General features: G+C 70.3%; 16 protein-coding genes and 1 pseudogene. 14 read left to right on the top strand and 3 right to left on the bottom strand.

Features of this window, described 5'->3' with window-relative positions; genetic code table 11:
- The first annotated feature begins 380 nt into the window (after positions 1-380).
- The 8 genes from AN233_RS05810 (at position 381) to AN233_RS05780 (ending at position 6,646) form a co-directional block, all read left to right on the top strand.
- Entirely contained in the window at positions 381-1,076 is a 696-nt protein-coding gene (locus tag AN233_RS05810) for an RNase P subunit p30 family protein (RefSeq protein ID WP_058365882.1), read from the top strand.
- Entirely contained in the window at positions 1,060-1,698 is a 639-nt protein-coding gene (locus tag AN233_RS05805) for a class I SAM-dependent methyltransferase (RefSeq protein ID WP_058365881.1), read from the top strand. The genes AN233_RS05810 and AN233_RS05805 overlap by 17 nt, the downstream gene beginning before the upstream one ends.
- Entirely contained in the window at positions 1,698-2,177 is a 480-nt protein-coding gene (locus AN233_RS05800) for an Rpp14/Pop5 family protein (RefSeq protein ID WP_058365880.1), read from the top strand. Before AN233_RS05805 ends, AN233_RS05800 begins: the two co-directional genes overlap by 1 nt.
- A gap of 3 nt (positions 2,178-2,180) precedes the next feature.
- On the top strand, positions 2,181-2,957 hold the full coding sequence (gene psmA / locus AN233_RS05795; RefSeq protein ID WP_058365879.1) for an archaeal proteasome endopeptidase complex subunit alpha: 777 nt from the start codon (positions 2,181-2,183) through the stop codon (positions 2,955-2,957).
- Positions 2,958-3,108: 151 nt separating this feature from the next.
- Entirely contained in the window at positions 3,109-3,279 is a 171-nt protein-coding gene (locus AN233_RS17930; protein WP_245626023.1) for a hypothetical protein, read from the top strand.
- Entirely contained in the window at positions 3,279-3,431 is a 153-nt protein-coding gene (locus tag AN233_RS17925; protein ID WP_394326198.1) for a hypothetical protein, read from the top strand. Before AN233_RS17930 ends, AN233_RS17925 begins: the two co-directional genes overlap by 1 nt.
- A gap of 124 nt (positions 3,432-3,555) precedes the next feature.
- Positions 3,556-4,029: an NUDIX hydrolase gene (locus AN233_RS05785; RefSeq protein WP_058365878.1), complete on the top strand. Its 474-nt coding sequence runs from the start codon at positions 3,556-3,558 to the stop codon at positions 4,027-4,029.
- A 133-nt stretch (positions 4,030-4,162) separates the two neighbouring features.
- A complete protein-coding gene (locus tag AN233_RS05780; RefSeq protein ID WP_058365877.1) occupies positions 4,163-6,646 on the top strand; it encodes a DUF7527 domain-containing protein in 2,484 nt (827 codons plus the stop codon).
- A 94-nt stretch (positions 6,647-6,740) separates the two neighbouring features.
- Here AN233_RS05780 and AN233_RS05775 read toward each other — a convergent pair whose 3' ends face one another.
- Positions 6,741-7,046: a hypothetical protein gene (locus tag AN233_RS05775; RefSeq protein WP_058365876.1), complete on the bottom strand. Its 306-nt coding sequence runs from the start codon at positions 7,044-7,046 to the stop codon at positions 6,741-6,743.
- A 277-nt stretch (positions 7,047-7,323) separates the two neighbouring features.
- Here AN233_RS05775 and AN233_RS05770 point away from each other — a divergent pair, with 277 nt between their 5' ends.
- From AN233_RS05770 to AN233_RS17195, 3 genes are all read left to right on the top strand, one after another.
- The gene (locus AN233_RS05770; RefSeq protein ID WP_058365875.1) at positions 7,324-8,682 is read left to right on the top strand and encodes an adenylosuccinate synthase; all 1,359 of its coding nucleotides are present in this window, start codon (positions 7,324-7,326) and stop codon (positions 8,680-8,682) included.
- A 77-nt stretch (positions 8,683-8,759) separates the two neighbouring features.
- Entirely contained in the window at positions 8,760-8,960 is a 201-nt protein-coding gene (locus AN233_RS05765; RefSeq protein ID WP_058365874.1) for a methytransferase partner Trm112, read from the top strand.
- Positions 8,961-9,101: 141 nt separating this feature from the next.
- Positions 9,102-9,680, top strand: a complete 579-nt coding sequence (locus AN233_RS17195) for a DUF7524 family protein (RefSeq protein WP_058365873.1) — start codon at positions 9,102-9,104, stop codon at positions 9,678-9,680.
- Between the two features lie 31 nt (positions 9,681-9,711).
- Here AN233_RS17195 and AN233_RS05755 read toward each other — a convergent pair whose 3' ends face one another.
- Together AN233_RS05755 and AN233_RS05750 are read right to left on the bottom strand one after the other, a co-directional pair.
- Positions 9,712-10,887, bottom strand: a complete 1,176-nt coding sequence (locus AN233_RS05755) for a DR2241 family protein (protein WP_058365872.1) — start codon at positions 10,885-10,887, stop codon at positions 9,712-9,714.
- 2 nt (positions 10,888-10,889) lie between these two features.
- A complete protein-coding gene (locus tag AN233_RS05750; protein WP_058365871.1) occupies positions 10,890-11,759 on the bottom strand; it encodes a CbiX/SirB N-terminal domain-containing protein in 870 nt (289 codons plus the stop codon).
- A gap of 159 nt (positions 11,760-11,918) precedes the next feature.
- On the opposite strand from AN233_RS05750, the gene AN233_RS05745 reads away from it, so the two are divergent.
- From AN233_RS05745 to AN233_RS17665, 3 genes and pseudogenes are all read left to right on the top strand, one after another.
- Positions 11,919-12,875, top strand: coding sequence for a TAXI family TRAP transporter solute-binding subunit (locus tag AN233_RS05745; protein ID WP_058365870.1), 957 nt, complete (start codon positions 11,919-11,921; stop codon positions 12,873-12,875).
- A 4-nt stretch (positions 12,876-12,879) separates the two neighbouring features.
- Entirely contained in the window at positions 12,880-13,377 is a 498-nt protein-coding gene (locus tag AN233_RS05740) for a DUF1850 domain-containing protein (protein WP_058365869.1), read from the top strand.
- A pseudogene (locus AN233_RS17665) lies at positions 13,368-14,261 on the top strand (TRAP transporter permease); the annotation flags it as partial. The gene AN233_RS05740 and the pseudogene AN233_RS17665, both read left to right, overlap by 10 nt.

The following is a 14,261-nucleotide window of genomic DNA, read 5'->3' as shown; positions in this document are numbered from 1 at the left end:
GCACCTGTGGCTGGTCGTCGAGGGCTCGACCGGTCCTCTTCTCGCGATCCCCGGTGCGTCGCGCGTCGATGGTCGCCGCGAGCGGCGGACCGGCCTATTCGGACTACGGGTGTCCCGGGTGAGACACCGCGGACGCCCGGGGCGTCTTCGTTCCGTTTTTTCTCATAAACCCTCGCGAAAGCGGAGTGTGCGGGCACGGACCAGACGGTCCAGTTCTCTCACGGCAGGTTCAGAAACCCCACGACAACAGCCGGTTCAGAAAAGCCTTCGGCGACGAGCGGTTCAGGACTGGCGGCGCCACCGCCGTCGCAGAAATGTCTCGCTCGCGGCGGTCTCGGAGAAGCGCAACCGCCAAAGCACCGGGGGCCGAACGCGGAGCCATGTACGAGGCGGTCCACGCACACCCCGAAGGGGAGGCGACGGTCGCGCGGTTCGCCCGCACCGCGGCCGAGCAGGGGTACGACGGGATCGTGGTCCGCACGCGCGAGGCCGAGTTCGACGCGGACGCGATCCGCGAGGAGTACGGCGTCGACGTGGCCGCCGGCGTCGAAATTCGGGCGGACGGCCCCGGCAGCGCCGGCGGCGCGGTCGGGAACTTCCGGCCCGACTTCACCGTGGTGACGCTGCGGGGCGGCGACGATGCGCTCAACCGGTTCGCGGTCGAGTCCGACCGCGTTGACGTGCTCTCGCGGCCGATGTCGGGGCGGGGGGAGTTCAACCACGTCCTCGCGAAGGCGGCGGCCGAGCACGGAACGCGCGTGGAGTTCGACTTCGGGCCGGTGCTGCGCTCGACCGGCGGCGACCGCGTGCGCGCGCTCTCGGACCTCCGGAAGCTCCGCGAGATCGTCGACCACTACGACGCCCCGTTCGTGGTGAGCGCGAACGCCCGGAGCCACCTCCAACTCAGGGCGCCGCGGGAGCTTCGGGCCGTCGGCGAGGCTATCGGCTTCTCGTCCGAGGCGGTCGCGGCGGGGCTGGCCGAGTGGGACGCGATCGTCGGGACGAACCGGCGGCGGCTCTCCGAGGAGTTCATTGGCCCGGGGGTCAAACGAGGCCGATATGAAGAAGAGCGTTGAGGAGCACGCCGCCCGCTTCACCGAGAAGGCGGCCGACTACGACGAGTCCAAGAGCGAGGAGTACCACGCCTGCGCGTCGCTGGTGATCGAACACGCCGCGCCCGAACCCGACGACGTGGTGCTGGACATGGGGACCGGAACCGGGGCTATCGCGTTCGGGGTCGCCAACCGAGCGGCGCGCGTGATCGGTCGCGACGTGAGCGAGGGGATGCTCGATCAGGCGCGCGCGAAGGCAGAAGAGCAGGGCGTCGAGAACGTCGAGTTCGGTCACGGCGAGTTCCGCGACCCGAACCTCGACCCGGGGACGAGCGTGGACGTGGTCACCTCGAACTTCGCGCTGCACCACCTCGACGACGCGGGCAAGCGCGAGGCCCTCGCGGCGTGGGCGGCGACCGGCGCAGACCGGATCGTGCTCGGCGACCTGATGTTCTTCGAGGGAACCGAGGGGCACGAGGAGTTCTACGGGCCGGAGGTCGACGACCCCGCGACCGTCGGGACGCTCGTGGAGGCGTTCACGGAGCTGGGCTTCGCCGTGACCGCGGTCGAGCGCGTCCACGACATGATCGGCGTGATCGTCGCGCAGCGCATCGGCGAGGGCGACGAGGTGCCCGGGGCGGAGTAGTGAAACACCTCCCCAAGCACCTCCGCCCGCGGTGGCGCTACCTCGCGGTCGGCCTGGAGGCGTGGCCGGACGCCGACCTCTCGCGTCGGACGTTCCAGCGCGCGCTCTGGTACAGCGCCGGCAACCTGCTCGGCGACCCCGGCAGCGCGGACGCCGACCTCTCGCTATTCGACTTCTCCTTCTCGGAGGGCGAGGGCGAGGCGCTGGTCCGAGCCAGACACGGCCACGTCGAGGCGGCGCGGGCGGCGATCGCCTGCATCAGCGACGTCGACGGAGCGCCCGTTCGCGTGACTGTACGCGGGATCTCGGGCACGGTACGTGCCTGTGAGGAAAGATATATGGGTCGGGGCAGCGGAAATTCGGTACGGAGAGACATCGCGTTCGCGGGGTCCGATCGGCCGGCCGTCGTCCGCGGTGACGCGGCCGACGTCGAGACGGACGCGGGCCGCGTGGGCGCGACGCCGCTCGATTTCGAGTAAACCATGCAAGGACAACAACAGCAGGCGTACGACCGCGGGATCACCATCTTCTCGCCCGACGGTCGCCTCTACCAGGTCGAGTACGCGCGCGAGGCCGTCAAGCGCGGGACCGCGAGCATCGGCGTCCGCGCCGAGGACGGCGTCGTCCTCGCGGCGGACAAGCGCGCCCGCTCCCCGCTGATGGAGCCGGCGAGCGTCGAGAAGATCCACAAGGCGGACGACCACGTCGGCGTCGCCTCCGCGGGCCACGTCGCGGACGCACGCCAGCTGATCGACTTCGCCCGCCGGCAGGCGCAGGTGAACCAGCTCCGCTACGGCGAGGCCATCGGCATCGAGACGCTGACGAAGAACATCACCGACCACATTCAGCAGTACACGCAGGTCGGCGGCGCGCGGCCGTTCGGCGTCGCGCTCGTGGTCGGCGGCATCGAGAACGGCGAGCCGCGCCTGTTCGAAACGGACCCGTCGGGGACCCCCTACGAGTGGAAGGCGCTCTCCATCGGCGCGAACCGCTCCGACGTGCGCGACTACCTCGAGGAGCACTACGAGGAGGGCCTCTCGACGGAGGAGGCGGTCGGCCTCGCGCTTGAGGCGCTTGACCAGGTGAACGACGACGGGCTCACGCCCGAGGGCGTCGGCGTCGCCACCGTCGAGGTCGACGACGAGCAGTTCCACGAGCGCAGCCCCGAGGAGCTGGAGGCGGTCCTCGAGGAACACGGTCTGCTGGCCGACGACGATGACGAGACTGACGACGCGGCCGACGACGGCGACGGCGAATAACCGGCTCGCCGACGGCATTTCTGTCCCCGAACGCGCCGTTTTCTGTCCCCGAACGCGCCGTTTTCTGTCCCCGAACGTGGCCACATTTCTCTGATTATGCGGTCCGGAGCGTTCCGAAATCGCAAAGCCGCGCCGCCACCCGACGCGGCGTATGAGCGACGACGACTGCGCGCGGCGCGAGGTCGATCCCACGCCCCCGGCCGGCTACGCGCTCCGCGAGACGACCCCTTCGGTCGAGGCGTTTCTGTCCCTTCGGGCGGCCGCGGACATGGCCCCGCGGTCGCGGAGGCGCATCAGGGACGGGGCATCGGGACGGCCATGATGGACGCGCTCGTCGCGTGGCTTCGCGCCGAGGCGCCCGCGGGCGCGTACGTCAACCTGATGGCGGACGTGGACGGCTTCTACGAGCGCTGGGGGTTCCGAGAGAGCGCCCCCGCCTCCAAGGGGATGTGGATCCGGACGGAGGAGCTGTAGGCCGGGGCCCGGTTCCGATACGGACGGCCGACCGCGAACCGCATCGACCGCGAATCGCATCGACCGCGAACCGCATCGACCGCGAACCGAACCGGCCATATCCCGTCCTCTCCAGAGACGGCCCATGGAGACGACGCGCCACTTCACGGCGACGACGTACATCGTCAACGACGGGGCGACCGCGCTACACGCCCACGAGCGCCTGGGGATTCGGCTGCCACCGGGTGGGCACGTCGACCGCGACGAACTCCCGCACGAGGCGGCGTTGCGGGAGGTCCGCGAGGAGACGGGACTGGACGCGGAGCTGGTTGCCGAGGATCCCGGCATCGAGGGACCCCAGGGCCACAGCCTCCCGCAGCCGGCACACCTGATGCTGCACGACATCAACGTCCACGAGGACGGGAGCGTCGGCCACCAGCACATCGACCACTGCTACTTCGCGCGGGTCGACGGCCGCGAGATCGACCCCGACGGGCACGACGAGCGGGGCGCGGACGCGTGGGACTGGTACGCGCCCGCGGATCTCCGCGCCGCGGACCTCGACGCGGACGTGGTCGAGTTGGGCATCGAGGCCATCGAGGCGGTCGGCGAGGCGTAGGGGGCGTCCGTTTCCCCGCCCGCTTGCTGCACCTATTCTGTCACGAGAAAAACACGCAGCGCACGCGAGACGCGTCAGACGCCCGTCCCACGCTCCGGAAAGTATTTGCGTCGCCTCCGGCGAGATAGCCCAAATGGACGCCGAGCGTATCGACAACGTGACCGGCTGGGACGAGGCGTCGTACGCGGACGGCTACGCCGGGCTCCGCCGGCTGGCGGACCGGGACTTCTCCGGGGCCGTCACCGACGGCGCCGCGTGGCTGTTCATGCTGAACGGCCGCGTCGTCGGAGTGATCGACGGCGATCTCGACGGCTTTGCGGACGCGTCGGGCACCGCCTACGAGGCCCCGCACGACGCCCTCCCGCTTCTGTACGCCATGCAGGAGCTGGGCGGCGAGACGCGGGCGCAGTACTACACGAACGACACCCCGCTCTCGGAGGCGGACACGACCCTGTCGGCCGGCAACTTCACCGGCTACGTCGAGCTCACCGAGAACGTGCTGTCGGGCGACTACTACGTCGCTTACTACGGCGGCGAGTCGCTGGCGTGCGCGTTCGTCGGTAACTCCCGCACCCTCAAGACGGGCAAGGAGGCGTTCGACCTGGCCGACGACGAGGTGGGCATCTACCGCGTGGTCGAGGTGGACCTCGACGTGCGCGAGGTCCCCGACGCCGAGCCGAGCGCAGCCAACGCAGCCGAGGCGACCGACGCAGCCGAGGCGACCGACGCAGCCGACGCGACCGACGCGACCGACGAGGACGAACGGACCGCCACCGAGACGGCCGAGTCCGACCGAGCAGCCTCGGACAACGACGACGACCGTGACCACACGGCCGTCGGGCCGATCGATCCCGACCCCTCGGCGGCCACGGGGTCGTCCACCGCGGCCAGCGAGCCGACGGATGCCGGAGCGGGGGACCCCGACCCCGCACAGTCCGCTGCCGAGCCCGACTCGGAGACGGTCGAGGCCGGGAGGCGGGCCTCCGAGGCCGACGCGGACGCTCGGACGGACGACGGGCCGACCGACGAGGCGTCCGGCGAGACGACCGGCGGGAGGGCGGACGAGACGGTCGACGACGCGACCCACGAGACGGCCGACGATGTCGACGCGGACGCCGGCGTGAGCCGGACCGCCGCGCCGTCGAACCGCCGGCCCGAACCGTCTCGGGAGTCGGACGACGAGACCGCCGCCGACGAGTCCGCTTCGGGGGCACGACCTCCGGAGGGGCGGGGGGACGCTCCGGCCGAGACGCGCGAGGCCGGTCACGTCGCCGCCCAGCAGTCGGAGGCGGCGGGCGAGTCGACCCCGGCCGACCCGGACGACGACGTCTTTTCCGAGGAGGAGGAGTGGCGGGAGGCGCGGTCGATCCCGGCGCTCGATCCGACGGAGGCGGGGCCGGGCCGGACGCGGCCACAGCAGTCGAGCGAGGGGTCGGACGGTCGAGCGGAGCGGTCGAGCGGTCGAGCGGAGCGCGGAGGCCAGTCGGCCCGGAGCGGGCGCGGCGGGTCGAGCGAGGCAGCGAGCGGCAACCGGTCGAGCGACGGCGACGGCCGGGACCGCGGCGATCGAACGGAGCCCCGGCCGACGGGAACCGGGGCGGAGTCGGACGCCGAGACGGCCGCCGACAGGAAGCAGGCCGTGAGCGAGCGACCGTCGGTCCAGCGGAGCCAGCTCCAGCGACAGGTCAACCGGCTCGAACAGGAGCTCGATCGCGCGGAGACCGAGCGCGAGCAGGCGGCGGAGGAGCGTGACGCGGTCGCCGCCGAGCGCGACGAGTACCGCGAGGAGGCCGAGCGGTTGGAGTCGCGGGTCGCCGAACTGGAGTCGGAACTGGAGTCCGTCCGCGGCGAGCTCCGTGAGGCGCGCGCACAGCTTCCCGACGGCGACCGGACGATGTCGCCCGCGGACGCGCTCGCGGGGACGAACCTGTTCGTGCGCTACGAGTCGCAGGGGGGCGCCACGCTCGAGAAGGCCCACGACGGCGAGGTGAGCCGCGAGGAGCTCGCCGGGAACCTCCGGCTTGAGTACCACACCAGCTTCGAGGACGAGGGCGTCGTCGTCGACGGCGAGCCCTACGAGGAGTTCCTCCGCGGCACGATGGAGTACGGCTTCACCCGATGGGTCGCCGAGGAGCTACCGTTCGAGGTGCGCGAGACGGGCAACGTCGGCGCGCTCGCCGACCTGTACGACGCGATCCCGGAGATCGACCGCGCGGAGATCGGCGGATCGGTGTCCATCCGGCGCACCGAGAACGGCGAGGAGACGCGCGAGCAGCGCACCTTCGACCTGGTGTTGCGCGACCGGATGGGGACGCCGCTCTTCGTCGCGGACCTCAACGACAGCCGCGAGCCGACGCCGGAGCGGACGCTGGAGGACCTGGTCGAGCACGGCAGCCACCTCGCGGAGTCCGACGACGCGTTCGCGGCCGCGTTCGCGGTCACGTCGAGCTTCTTCGAGCCGGGGGCGCTGGAGACGGCGGACGATGCCACCGGCGGCGGCATTCTGAGCCGCTCGAAACGCAAGAGCTACGTGAAGATCGCCAGAAAGCGCGGCTATCACCTGTGTCTCGCGGAGTCGCGAGACGGCGGGTTCCACCTCACGGTGCCCGAACTGTAGCGGGAGGAGTCGCTCCGAGACCGTTCCTGCGATCGGCGGAGGGACGAAATCGAAACCGGCGCAGCGATCCGTGACCGACGTTCGAACCGACGGCTCAGTTCTCGACTTCCGCGCCCGAGTCGATCCGCATCTCGCCGAGCTTGTCGACGATCTCGTCGAGCTTGTCGTCGAGGTCGTCGACGAATTCGTGGGTTCGCTCGGTGGTGATCGCGCCCTGGCTCGAGGGCTCGATCAGGTTCTCCTCCTCCAGCACGCGGAGCGAGTAGCGCACCTTGTGGTGGGGGTAGCCCGTCTCGTTGGACATCTTCACGATCCCGATGGGCTCGTTCTCGATGACCATCTTCAGGACCTGCAGGTGCCGTTCCAACATATCGACTTCCTTCTCAAGTCGGTCTATCATGCCACATGTTAACTTGTCTTTCGGGGGTTTAAAAGTTGCTGTCCGCGGTGCGACCCGAGAAATTCGACATCCGCCTCTTCATCGTGGGAGTAGTTAACGGTTCGGTTCGCGGGTGCGGCCGGCCGCGAGACGTCGGATCTCGGCTTCCCCCCGAAGGGCTACCCATGCACGGACAAGGGTAGAAAAACAGAAACGACGCGACGAGAAGGCACGTTCTTGGATCATCTGTCGCCGAGGACCGTAATCGGTTTCACACCCCCTGCCGATGAACGAACGTATGACTGTCACCATCGTCGGCTCCCAGCTGGGAGACGAGGGCAAGGGCGCCCTCGTCGACCGGTGGGGAGGGGACGCGGACGTCGTGGTCCGTTATCAGGGCGGCGACAACGCCGGCCACACCGTCGTCGAGGACGGCACCGAGTACAAGCTCTCGCTGGTCCCCTCGGGGGCCGTCCGCGACAAGATCGGGGTGCTGGGCAACGGCTGCGTCGTCAACCCGCGCACGCTGTTCGACGAGCTCGACGACCTCCGCGAGCAGGGGCTCGACCCGGACGTGCGCGTCGCCCGACGCGCGCACGTCATCATGCCGTATCACCGCGTACTGGACGGTATCGAGGAGGAGACGAAGGCGGACGACGAGTCGGGCCAGGAGGTCGGCACGACCGGCCGCGGCATCGGCCCCACCTACGAGGACAAGGCCGGTCGCCGCGGGGTCCGGGTCGCGGACCTGCTCGACCCCGACACGCTGCGCGAGCGGCTCGCGTACGTCGTCCCGCAGAAGCGCGCGCTCGCGGAGGAGGTGTACGGGCTCGACGTCTCGACCGGCGATCACGCCTCGGCGTTCGACGTCGACCACCTCGTCGCCGAGTACGGGCAACACGGCGCTCGAATGGCCGAGGAGGACATGACCGTCAACTGCTCGGACTTCCTCCACGAGCGCCGGCAGGCGGGAGACGACCTGCTGTACGAGGGTGCCCAGGGGACGATGATCGACGTCGACCACGGGAACTTCCCGTTCGTCACCTCCTCGAACCCGACCGCGGGCGGCGCCGCGGTCGGCTCCGGCGTCGGTCCGACCGTCGTCGGGCAGGGCGAGGTCGTCGGCATCGTGAAGGCGTACCTCTCGCGGGTCGGCAGCGGGCCGCTCCCGACGGAGCTTGACGGCACCGACCGCGAGGAGGAACTGGCCGACTACATCCGCGAGAAGGGCGGCGAGTTCGGCACCGTCACGGGCCGCCCGCGCCGCATCGGTTGGCTCGACGTGCCGATGCTCCGCCACGCCGCGCGCGTCTCCGGGTTCACCGGCATCGCGGTCAACCACGTCGACGTGCTGGCCGGTCTCGACGAGCTGAAGGTCTGTCACGCCTACGAGCTCGACGGCGAGCGCATCGAGACGGTCCCCGCGACGACCGAGGAATGGGCGCGCTGTGAGCCCGTCTTCCGCGAGTTCGATCCGTGGAGCGAGGACGCCGACTGGGACGCCGCCGTCGAGACGGGCGGCGACGCGCTCCCCGACGAGACGCAGGCGTACCTCGCGTACCTCGCGGAGGAACTCGACACCGAGGTGTACGCGGTCGGCGTCGGTCCGGACCGCTCCGAGACGGTCGAGCTGGTCAACCCCTTCGACCGGCAGTAGCGCGGTCGGCGCCTCGCGCCTCCGCCCGACGACCACCAACCCGTAGGCTTTTGCCGAATCCCCGTCAACCGGGAGCCATGAAGGAGTCGCTGCTGGACATCGTCTGCTGCCCGCTGGACAAGGAGGACCTCGAACTCGACGCCACGGAGCGCGAGGACGGCGAGGTCATCGCCGGGACGCTGACCTGCACGGAGTGCGGCGAGGTCTACCCCATCGAGGACGGCATCCCGAACCTCCTCCCGCCGGACATGCGCGAGGAAGAGGAAGCGGCTGCGTAGGGAGTTCCGACCCTCGGACGGCGAACCCGACTCGGTCGTGCTCTGCGTCAGCGCCGCGACGCCACACCGGAGTGGCGACGCCGCGTCGGGGACCGAACCGCCGTACTGAACCTTTTTGATGCGTCGGCGCGACGACGGGATGTGTCGACGCTGCAGGTCGAGTTGAACGGGGACGGCGTCCACTCCATCGCGGCGCCCGCCCGCTTCGCCGCCCAGGGGTCGTTCAGCGTCGCGCTCGTCAACCGCGGACAGGCGAGTCACGTCCACCTCAACCTCGACGACACGCTCGCCGAGGTGGCGACGCTGACCGCCACGAACCACTACGTCGAGAGCGAGGGTGTCACCCGCGTCCAGGTGACGACCACCGACCCCGACGACACCGTGCGGGGCAAGCTCAAGGTCGTCGTCGGTCACGGCGCGGCCACGGAGTACGTCACGCTCGCGGTCAAGCCGCGCCCGCGGAACGAACAGCCGGTGATCGTCGACGAGTCGCTCTCCTCGCCGCCGGAGCGGGAGCCGGAGCCGACGCCGGCGGAGGCGCTCGCGGCGGCGGTCGACGAGCACCTGACCGGCGAGCGCGTCACCGCGGTCGCGGTGGTGGCGGTTGCGATCGTCGTGGCGGTCGCCGTCGCGCTCGCCGTCGACAGCCCGCTGGTTCAGGCGGGCGCCGCGGTCGTCGTCCTCGCGGCCGCGGCGGCGAGCTACCTCGCGGTCCGGTGACCGGACCCATTCCTCGTGCGGGACCGGATCGCTACTCCTCGTCCGGCTCCGTGGGGACGCCGCAGAGGTTCCCCGCCTCGTCGAACCGCTTCGCCCGCAGGAACCGCGTCCGGTAGCGGTTCGCCCCCTCGTAGACGTCAGCCTCGCGGATCTCGTCCGTGCGGTCGTCCGCCACCGCGTCGATGATCGTCTCGACCTGCTCCTTCTCGCTCGGCGTCAGCTCGAACTCGTAGGTGCGCTCGGTCTCGCCCTCCAGTTTCGTCCACTTGCGCGCGGCGGAGACCACGAGCGAGCAGGGCTCCCGGCAGGGGAAGACGCCGTCGCCGCCGTCCACGTCGAGGTCGGTCTCCTCGTCGTACTCCCACTCGCGGCGCTTCAGACACTGCGAGTCGTCGCAGGTCGCCTCCGCGACCCAGTTCACGTGCTCGTGGCCCTCGCCGCGATCCCACGTTTGGATCACGCCGTAGATGCCCGACTGCCGCCCCATCGTCTCGCGCCAATGGTTCACGTCGAGTTCCCCCTCTCGTTCGCGGTGCCAGTTGGCGACCGTTGCGGGGTAGACCGTCTCGACCGTCTCGTAGACGCCCCGGTGATCGAGGTCCGCGAAGACCCAGCCGGTGGGGAGCGTCGGCGCGGTCTTGAGCGGTCGGTATCGGTCGTCGTCGTCGAACTTCACCAGTCGGCGCGCCTCCAGCGGGTCGTCGTGCCCGTCGAGGTCCGCGGCGTCCGCACCCGCCTCGTCGGCGTGTCTGACTTCGTAGACGCGGTCGCCTCGGTCGCCGAGCCGGACCGAGACGAGCAGCTGGCCCCACTCCCGAGCGGCGCCGTCGGCCAGCGCGGCGTACCGGGCGATCACGCCCTCTGCGTCGACCCCGTGTACGTCGACGCCCTCCAGCCACCGAACGAAGTCCGCGCGCGGGCCGCCCTCGCCGACCCGCTCGGTCAGGAAGTGCCAGTCGGTGACTGCGGCCGCGTGTTCGCTCGCCAGTTCGTGAAGTCCGCTCTCGGAGAGCCCCTCTCGGCGCTCGCCGGCGGCCGTCTCGACGACGTAGCCGTCGCCGTCAGCGTCGGCCGGCCGTGCGGTGAAGCCGCCGTGGTCGACCGACTCGCCGGCGTCGAGCGCGCGGACGAGCGCGTCGAAGGCGGCGCCGCCGAGGGTCACGTCCGGTGGGTCGGCGGGGGCGGCCGCCGGGGCGCGGTCCGCCATCGTCAGTCCCCCGTGGCGACGCGGGTCGTCTCGCGCACCGACTCCAGCGCGTTCTCGACGTCCGCGCCCGCGTCCGCGGCGCGTTCGAGCACCACGTCGGCCAGCAGCGGTTCGGTGCCGACCGCGCCGGCGTACCAGACCCGGACGCCGTCGACGGTGGCGGGCACGTCGTAGCCCTCGCGGTAGTCGTCGGTGAGGCCGACGTCCTCGGGGATGTCCTCCTGCGTGTGGAAGCCGTCCGCGATGAACAGCGGGACGAGCACCACGTCGTCGCTCTCGAAGAACTCCGGGAGGTCGTCGACCTCGGGGTCCTCGTCCATGTAGAGCGCGCGGACCTCGTCGAAGCGGTCCAGCTCGCGGATGCGGTCGGCGTGGTACTCGATCGCCTTCGCGGAGTTCTCGTTGCGCTCGGTACCGTGGCCCACGACCGCGAAGCCGAACCCCTCACCCACGTCGGGGTCGCCGGTCACCGTCTCCGCGCGCCGGACCAGCACGTCCGTCATCGCCTCGTGGGTCCCCACCGGGCCGCAGTAGTGGACCGTCTGGCCGGTGTCCGCGGCCGTCAGCGTGGCCTGGTCCGCGGAGAGTCCGTCCGACCCCCACTGCTCGACGTCCCACCCGGAGAGGCGGAGTTCGCGGGGGATCACCTGCTCGGTGAAGTACCCCTCCGAGACGAACAGCGGGACGACGTACACCTCGTCGGCCTCGGTCGTTCTGAGCACCTCCCTGAGGTGCGGCTCCTCCTTCCAGAAGCCGGTGCGCACCTCGTCGAACGCGCCGGTCGCGCGGATCGTGTCCGCGTGCCGGTAGGTGGGCGTGCTCGAATCCGGATTGAGATGAGACCCGTGAGCCACGATGACGAGCGCCTGCATGCCCGAGAGAAGGGTCGCGCTCTCCTTAGGGACTTCGGAGCCGGCGGCCGGCTCGGCTTCGCGAGACAGTTATGTGTTAACTATCCTCATTCATTTCGAAGCGATCGGTCCGAATCATGCGATATCCATTTATCATATCGAGACATATTCCTCGTTTGCATGACGAACACGAACTTCGGCGCGAACCGCCGAGACGTACTCAAGGGAATCGGCGGGGCCGGCCTCGTCGGTCTCGCGGGCTGTACCGGCGGCAGCGAGGGCGAGCAGATCTCCTGGCACGCGGGCGGCCAGTCGGGGACCTACTACCCCCTCTCGAACGAGTTCAAGACGATCGTCGACGCGGAGACGCCCCACTCGCTGACGGTCCAGTCGACGGGCGCGTCCGTCGAGAACGCCGGCAGCCTCGGCTCCGGCGACGCCGACTTCGCGCTGCTGCAGAACGACATCGCGTACTTCGCCGCGAACGGGACCGGAATCGACGCCTTCGAGGGGAACGCCATCGAGAACCTCCGCGGTGTCGCGACGCTGTACCCCGAGACGATCCACATCGTCGTCCGCTCGGACGCGGGCATCGAGTCGCTGACGGACCTCGAGGGCGCTTCAGTCAACACCGGCGACCTCGGCTCGGGGACGCAGGTGAACGCGCTTCAGATCCTCGAAACCGTCGGGATCACGGAGGACGACTTCGACGAGCAGAACGCCGGCTTCGGCACCGCCGCGGACCAGCTCCGCGACGGCGACGTGGAGGCGGCCTTCGTCGTCGGCGGCTGGCCGGTCGGCGCCGTCGAGGACCTCGCACAGACCGCGGACGTGGAGATCCTCAGCCTCGACCAGTCCACGCGCGACGAGATCAAGGACGCTGCCTCGTGGTTCGCGGACGACACCATCCCCGGCGGCACCTACGAGGGGCTCGAGTCGGACATCGACACCGTCTCCGTGCAGGCGATGATCGCCACGCGCGAGGAGTACTCCGCCGACGTGGTGGAGGCGGTCACCGCGGCCATCTTCGACAACCTCGACCAGCTAACGATCAAGACGGACTTCATCAGCGTCGACTCCGCGCAGGACGGCATGTCCATCGACCTGCACGAGGGCGCGGCCCGCTACTTCGAGTAACGCCGTGAACGCGCGCACGGTCGCCGTCGTGGCCTTCCTCGCGGCGGTGCTCGCAGGCGGGACCGCGGCGGCCGTCGCGCACCCGGACTCTCCGCTCACCGAGCGGGTGATCGTCGTCGAGTCGAGCGACGGCGAGACGCTGATCGAGAGCGACGCGGAGGGGTTCGTGCTGTCGTACACCCACAGCGTCGAGAAGACGCCGGTCATCGAGACCTACGAACGCCGGGACGGTCGGCTCGTGATGACGCGGATGGAGTTCTCCTCGTACGGCGCCGGCCTCCCCGCACAGGCGGACGTCGAGCGAACGGACAACGGCTCGTTCGTCTTCGCGCCGAACGACTCGACCGAGGACCTGTACGTGAAGCCGGGCCGGATCGCCGGCCACGAGATCCGGATCGACGGGGAGACCCACGACCTCGTGGTGCTCTCGAACGCCGAAACCGTACGCATTTACGTCGGGACGCGAACCACCTTCCGTCCAGAGATTTTCCAATGGGATTGAGCGACGACACCGGCGCCGAGACGGACAGTACCGACCGACGCGACGGCGGCTGTCGCGACGAGAACGGCGGGGCGACCGGGCGCCCGCGGACGGACGGCGGGGCGCCCCCCGGCGACGGGTCGGGCGGGTCAAACGAGGCGGACGGACCGGGAGGGAAGGACCCCGAAAACCCCGGGACACCCGACGTCGATCCCGACGAGGCCGCGCTTTCCTCGGAGGAGACCGACGAGCTGCTGGAGGAGATCGAGCGCAAGCGGTCGCTGTCGACGGTCGCGACCCTCGTCGTGGCGGTGCTCGGAATCGCCTTCTCGGCGTTTCAGGTGCTGATCGCCGCGTTCAGCTTCACCGCTCGAGTCACGCTGCCCGTGGTCGGCGAGGTGGAGCTGTTCGCGCTCCAGTCGCTACAGGCGAACACGGTCCATGTCGCCTTCGCGCTCGTCCTCGCGTTCCTGCTGTTCCCGACCAGCCGGGGTGACGGCTCGCTCGCTCGTCGGCTCGGCTCGCTCGCGGACACGGTCGCGGATCGAACCGGCGAGCCGGGGGCGGGTGCCGTCGAGCGCCTGCGGGGCGCGGCGCGCTGGTTCGCGGTCGACGCCGAGGGGGACAGGGTTACGCCCGCCGACGTCACGATGATCGGGCTGGTGCTTCTGACGCCGCTGTACGTCCTCGGCGAGTTCCAGGAGATCTCCGACGTGATCCGGCGCTTCGGGCTCCGCCGGGCGCGCCCGGTCCAGGAGGTGTATCCGTTTCTGGAGGTCCCCGTCTCGCTCCTGAGCGCGGTCGGCGTGCCGCTCGGGGAGGTCCCCTACGCGATGCTGGTCGCGGCGATCGGCGTCCTGCTCGTGCTGGAGGCGACGCGGCGCGCGCTCGGGACGTTCCTCGCG

It is taken from the genome of Haloparvum sedimenti (genome assembly GCF_001462205.1).
GTDB classification, from domain to species: domain Archaea; phylum Halobacteriota; class Halobacteria; order Halobacteriales; family Haloferacaceae; genus Haloparvum; species Haloparvum sedimenti.
The sequence above is the reverse complement of the archived record's forward strand: the minus strand, read 5'-3'. Positions and strand labels throughout refer to the sequence as shown.